Source organism: Gordonia sp. 'Campus' (assembly GCF_022206305.1).
Classification (GTDB): Bacteria; Actinomycetota; Actinomycetes; order Mycobacteriales; family Mycobacteriaceae; genus Gordonia.
Genome location: NZ_JAKOIW010000031.1, coordinates 34,292 through 40,394, shown reverse-complemented (window position 1 = coordinate 40,394; position 6,103 = coordinate 34,292). Strand labels below are relative to the sequence as shown.

Here is a 6,103-nt window from a genome sequence, read left to right as displayed (position 1 = left end):
CAACAGCGCTGACCAGCGGTGCGGATGGGACCGATGAGCCGTATGAGGCGCACGAAATCAGCAGGTGGGGCGAAGTGGGGCAACCCGGTGGGGTGAAGTGGGGCAACCCGGTGGGGCGGAGTGGGGAGACCGCGGCCGCGAGATGGGTCCGCACGGGTGGAACGACGAAAAAGCCGCGCACCTCATGGCGCGCGGCTTGTTTCGGTTATGGGGATGACGTCTGCGGCGGTCGGCGATCAGCCGGACGTCGGAGGACCCGAGATGGTCAGGTGGTCATTCTTGTTCGAACCGGCGGTTGAACCGCTCTTCCATTCGTTCGGACAACTTGCGCTTGGACCCCGACCCAGCCGGGCCGGACTGCTTCTTTCCTCCGCGAGGCGTGGAGGCGGTGGCTTCGGACGAGCCGCCACCCCACAGCGCAAAGAGTCCGGCACCGAACATCACCAGGAAGCCCAGCAGACTGACGATCGGGAACCCGCCGATGCTGATGTCGACGATCAGTCCGCCGACGAGCATCACCAGTCCGACGACGAAGATCGCCGCCGCCTGCAAGCGACGACGACCGCTCGACCTGCCCAGGCGTCGACGTTTGACACTGGACGCAAACTTGGGGTCTTCCGCGTACAGAGCGCTCTCGATCTGTTCGAGCATGCGTTGCTCGTGCTCCGAAAGTGGCACCGACCCTCCTTCTACTGATCCGTGACGCCGACGAAGGTCACCCGCGACCGGAAAGGCGTCTGCGCCTATATCGTCCCATGATACGAGGTGAAACCGACCGCGACCACCATTCCTTGCTGTGGGAATCACCGGTCCGCGTCAGAAGTCGCAAAAGTGTGGCCGGATTCACGCCGTGGCCCCGATCTGCGGCAGCTCCGAACCCGACTTTCCTTGTTCGTACGCGATGATCATGGTCTCGACCCGACGCAGGAAGTCGAGGACGAGCATGCGCATCCCGGCAACGCTGTCGGGGTCGAGTGTGCGGATGATCCCGGACTCGATCTTCATCCGCACCGGCGACAGGGCCGCGAAGCGGGCCGCGATGGGTGCGAGTTCGGGCGCGACCACGCCGATCCGGGTCCAGGCGTTGGAGGTCTTGCGACGGACGGTTCCGACCGGCTCGTGCACGGCCAGCGCCGCACCGGACGCCCGCAGCGCCACGAGGTACAGCTGGCGGAACCGCTCGGCGTCGTCGGTGACACCGTCGGCATTGTCGAAGAGCAGGTGCGCACGCTCGAGGAGGTCACGAGCACGACCGACCATCATCGGGTCGACCCGTGTCGACGGGACGGAAGCGGTGGCGCTGCGATGCCTGGCCATGGCGACCTCCTCTGCGTTGTATGTGTCCGGCGGCAGACGCTTCCCTCGTCCGCCGCCGGACCGTGTCTCTGGATGAACGCGAACAGCTTGCGGAGGCACATTCATCGAACATCCGTTCGACACGTTCAATATAGCTAGGCTGGCGTGTGTCTTCAAGGCGTATGGGAGTCTTCGACGCCCACGGTGTCTCTCCGGACCCGCGGCGCCCGAATCCGCCGGCGAGATGTACAACAACGACCAGCGACGACCCCATTCCCGGCAGAGTCTGCATCATCGGAAGGACAATTCCCGGACGTGGCCCACGAAGCGATGCCTCTCGAGGCGAAGGTCGCGCGCTCGACCGTGCCGGGCGTGCGTGCCGGCGTGGTCGCGACGACACCGAGTACGGGCGTCCGTTGACCGTCCGCGTGGTGCGCCTGCACGGTCAGGACGCGCGAGTGTGGCTCGAACCCGCACTCGACATCTACGTGACGGCCATGAACTATCCGCGCGGCACGGAGATCCACCGTGCGGGCCTGTGGCGCGAGCACATCGCCCGGCCGGGCTGGCATGCGGTGGGCGCGGTGGCCACCGTGTCACCGCGGGAGGCACGCACGATGCCCGCCGCTCGTCGCCGGGTGGGACCCCCGGTCGGCGTCGGGCCCGACGACATCCTCCTCGGCATCGCCTACGGGTACACCGGCGCGACCGGACAGTGGTGGAACCAGCAGCTCCGCGTGGGACTGCGGCAGACCGGGCGGCCGCCGGAGCTGGTCGAGGCGATCGCGCGCGACTACTTCGAACTCACCGAGTTGCACGTACACCCGTCGGCACAGGGTCGCGGCATCGGGCAGTGGCTGCTCGCACGATTGCTCGCCGACCGCCCCGAACGTCACGTACTCCTGTCGACACCTGAGATCCCGGCGGAGGACAACCGCGCGTGGTCGCTGTACCGGCGCATGGGTTTCTCCGACGTCCTGCGCCACTTCACGTTCTCCGGCGACCCTCGCCCATTCGCCTTTCTCGGCCGACCGCTCCCGCTGGACCTCCGTCCGCCGGCAGCCGGCCCACGCACCGGAACGGGGGCATGACGTGCACGGCACCCGGCGCGATGCGATCATCATCGGCGCAGGCCACAACGGCCTGATCGCCGCGGCATATCTGGCGCAGGCCGGGCACGAGGTCGAGGTCCTCGAGCGGGACGAGATCCCCGGCGGCGCGGTGTCGACCGTCGAACGCTTCCCGGGCCACCGGATCGATCGCGGCTCCTCGGCCCACCTGATGATCCGGCACTCCCCCGTCCTCGACGACCTGGACCTGGGCGCCCACGGTCTGCGCTACGTCGACTGCGACCCGTGGGCTTTCGTGCCCGCCACCGCCAGTGCACCGGCCATCGTCTTCCGCACCGACCTCGACGCGACCTGCGCTTCCATCGAAAATGCTTGTGGCACAGCGGATGCCGAGTCGTATCGACGATTCGTCGCGACATGGACACCCCGCGCGTCCTCGGTCATGGACGCGTTCTACCAGCCCGCCACGATGGGTCGGTTCGGCCGCGCCTTCGGCGGCCTCGGCCACACCGCCTCCACTGCTCGCACCGGGTTCTTCGGACAACGCTCCGGACGGGTGGCGAACCTGACCGCCGAACTGATGTCCTCCGGCGACTCCCTGCTCGACGGGTACTTCCGCTCCGAACAGCTCAAGGCGGGCCTCGCCTGGTTCGGCGCGCAGTCCGGGCCGCCGATGAGCGCTCCGGGCACGGCTCCGATGATCGGTTTCGCAGCACTGATGCACCGCATCCCGCCGGGCCGTGCGATCGGTGGCAGCGGCGCGCTGACCGAGGCCCTCGTCCGTCGGATCGGCCACGACGGCGGACGCATCACCTGCGCCGACCCCGCGGTGTCGGTGGCCCGCTGCGGCGATCACTGGCAGGTCCGCACCGCATCCGGTGAACTGCGATGCGCCGCCACGGTCATCAACGCATGCCACATCCTCACGACGCTGGACATGCTCGCGGCGGGCGGCTTCGACGCCGGGGCCATCGACGCCTGGCGACGCACCATCGTCGTCGGCAACGGCATCGGAATGGCGGTCCGACTCGGGACGACGGCGCTCCCCGACTATCAGGGGTTGCCTGCCGACCTGCCGGCGCATGGTGTGCACTCGGCTCTCGGACTGCTGGTCACCGACCGGGCGCAGCTCGCCACCGCATACGGCTCGGCGTCCGCCGGCCTGCTGCCACCCCGCCCGGCCGTCGTCGCGATGAGTTACTCGGCGATCGACCCGACGCTCGCCCCGCCGGGACGCAGCGTCATCAACCTCTGGGCGCAGTGGCATCCCTACCGGCTCGCCGAGGGCGCCTGGTCGACGGCCGGCGCCCGTGCGGCGCAGGCGGTCTGCGACGAGGTCGACAGGTACGCACCGGGATTCGCCGCGTCGATCGATCATCGATACGTGCAGACGCCACAGGATCTCGCGGACGAGCTCGGTCTGATCGGCGGCAACATCATGCATGTCGAGATGTCCATCGACCAGATGTTCATGTGGCGCCCCACGCCGGACCTCTCCGGTCACCGCGTCCCGGGCGCGGACGGCCTGTTGCTCGCGGGAGCGTCGACGCACCCCGGCGGCGGGGTCACCGGCGCCAGCGGTTACATCGCCGCGCACATGGCCTTGAAGCGACAGGCCCGGGCACGCCGGCGCCGGTCGCCGTTCGGCCGTTCCTGACGGACGCGACACCACCGGGCTGTCACGAGCCGGACGCGGCGCGGGCCGCGGGTGCCCCGCGGGCCACACCCGGTCTGGCACGATGAGCACCGTGCGATCGTCGAATCCCCAACAGGGTGCGCCAGAATCCCGTCGAGTCCGGCGGCTGCTGCCGTCCGTGGTGGCCGTCGCGCTCGTCGCGATGTCGCCGCTGATGGCCGGTTGCCTCGAACGCTCCACGACGGTCGGTGACCGGTATTCGGGAAGCGTCATCGTCGCGACCACCCCGGACAATCCTCGCGGGGCCCCACAGCTCGACCTCCCGGAATCGATGGTCGGGCAGGTGTCGGTGACCGACTACCGCGACACGCCCGAACCGGCGGGGGCCTCCGGGTCGTCCGCACCGAGCGGCGCCCCGGCATCCGAATCGCCGGCGCCCTCGAACACCGACGAGGGGTCCGGGGACGGGAACGCCGACGAGGACGATCCCGCCACCAGGGTCGGCACCCGCGCGACGTTCAGCGACCTCACCGCCGGGCAGTTCGGTCAGCTCGGCGACATCATCGCCGACGCCTACGGCGACACCTCACTCACGATGGACCTCACCGCCAAGCGCAGCGGTGAGGTGGTGCGCTTCCGCGGCGACGCCGATCTGTCCGAGCTCGTCCCCGGCCGGGATTACGTCCAGCTCACCGTGACCTTCGGCGGGCCGGTGACGGCCACCAACGGTGACCAGATCGGGGAATCCACCGTCACCTGGACGCCCGCGCCCGGCGAACCGTCCGACTTCAGCGCCGACGCCACCTACCCCGATCCGGCTACCGCCGCCGTCAGCAGCTGGTCGTGGTTCGTCGTCCTGATGTGCGTGATCGTCGTCCTGGTGATCGTCCGCATCGCCTACACCAGGCGGTACCGGGGTCCGCGGCCCGGACGTCCGGTGGCCAACCCGACCACCCCGTCGAACATCTCCGGCGAAGGCCTCGCCGCCGCGGCCGACCCGGGAGCCGACGCTGCGCGCACCGCGTCCGGACCGGGGCAGACACCACCCCCGCCGCCCACGGCGCGGTAGTCCGCCACCAGGGCCGGGACCCCGCCGATCGGTTCGGTCGCGCGTCCCGGGTCAGGCCGGAACGTGCAACGCGGCGTCGATGTCGACGCCGAGCCGTCCGAGGACCTCGGTCGTGGCCTTGGCGAAGTTCAGGCTGCAGAAGTGCAGGCACGGAACGCCTTCGGAGACGAGCCGCTGCGCCATCTCGGTGGCGAAGTCGATGCCGACCGCCCGCACCGCGGCACGGTCCTCCTCCGCGCCGTTGCCCGCCGCCCGGGCGAAGCGCTCCTCCACGTCGGGCGGGATGACCGAACCCGACAGCTGCACCATCCGCCGGGCGGTGGCCAGCGAGGTGACCGGCATGATGCCCGGGATGATGGGTTTGGCGCCCTGCTCGGGGTCGGCCGCCTGGACGCGGTCACGCAGCCGCAGGTAGTGCTCCACGTCGAAGAACATCTGCGTGATCGAGTACTCCGCCCCGGCCCGCAGCTTGCTCACCAGCGTCCGGGTGTCGTGCTCCAGGTCGGGTGACCGGTGATGGGTCTCCGGGAACGACGCGACACCGACATGGAAGTCGCCGAGTGTGTCGATGAGGCGGACGAGCTGTTCGGCGTATTCGACGCCGTCGGGGTGGGCGACCCACTCGCCGAGCGGGTCGCCCGGGGGATCGCCGCGCAGGGCGAGGATGTTGGTGATGCCCTGGTCGGCGTAGGCGCCGACGAGGGCGCGCAACTCGGCGATGCTGTGGTTGACCGCCGTGAGGTGGGCGACCGGCAACAGCGTCGTCTGGGCCGCGAGCTCCCCGGTGATGCGGACCGTCCGGTCCCGGGTCGAGCCGCCGGCGCCGTAGGTCATCGACACGAACGCGGGTGACAGTCGCTCGAAGGTCCGGACCGCGCGCCACAGTCGGGCCTCCGCCTCGGCGTCGCGCGGAGGGAAGAACTCGACGGAGAACGGGACCGGGCCGCGATGCGGTGCGGACAGGCGTTCGACGATCGAGGGTGCCGGAGCGGTTGGGGTCACCCGCACAGTGTACGGAGCGATTCGCATAGC

Annotated in this window: 6 protein-coding genes; 3 read left to right on the top strand and 3 right to left on the bottom strand. The window is 69.8% G+C overall.

Annotated elements, in window-relative coordinates; translation table 11 throughout:
- Positions 1-273 precede the first annotated feature (273 nt).
- Complete coding sequence (locus tag MAY35_RS22090; protein ID WP_238423432.1) at positions 274-678, bottom strand: DUF3040 domain-containing protein; 405 nt, start codon at positions 676-678, stop codon at positions 274-276.
- A gap of 165 nt (positions 679-843) precedes the next feature.
- Positions 844-1,317: an SAV_6107 family HEPN domain-containing protein gene (locus tag MAY35_RS22085; RefSeq protein WP_238423431.1), complete on the bottom strand. Its 474-nt coding sequence runs from the start codon at positions 1,315-1,317 to the stop codon at positions 844-846.
- A gap of 395 nt (positions 1,318-1,712) precedes the next feature.
- On the opposite strand from MAY35_RS22085, the gene MAY35_RS22080 reads away from it, so the two are divergent.
- From MAY35_RS22080 to MAY35_RS22070, 3 genes are all read left to right on the top strand, one after another.
- Entirely contained in the window at positions 1,713-2,387 is a 675-nt protein-coding gene (locus tag MAY35_RS22080) for an N-acetyltransferase (protein ID WP_238423430.1), read from the top strand.
- Position 2,388: 1 nt separating this feature from the next.
- Positions 2,389-4,023, top strand: coding sequence for an NAD(P)/FAD-dependent oxidoreductase (locus MAY35_RS22075; RefSeq protein WP_238423429.1), 1,635 nt, complete (start codon positions 2,389-2,391; stop codon positions 4,021-4,023).
- Between the two features lie 82 nt (positions 4,024-4,105).
- On the top strand, positions 4,106-5,071 hold the full coding sequence (locus MAY35_RS22070; protein WP_238423428.1) for a DUF3153 domain-containing protein: 966 nt from the start codon (positions 4,106-4,108) through the stop codon (positions 5,069-5,071).
- Positions 5,072-5,122: 51 nt separating this feature from the next.
- On the opposite strand, the gene metF is transcribed toward MAY35_RS22070, so the two are convergent.
- Entirely contained in the window at positions 5,123-6,100 is a 978-nt protein-coding gene (gene metF, locus MAY35_RS22065) for a methylenetetrahydrofolate reductase [NAD(P)H] (RefSeq protein ID WP_238423427.1), read from the bottom strand.
- Positions 6,101-6,103 lie beyond the last annotated feature (3 nt).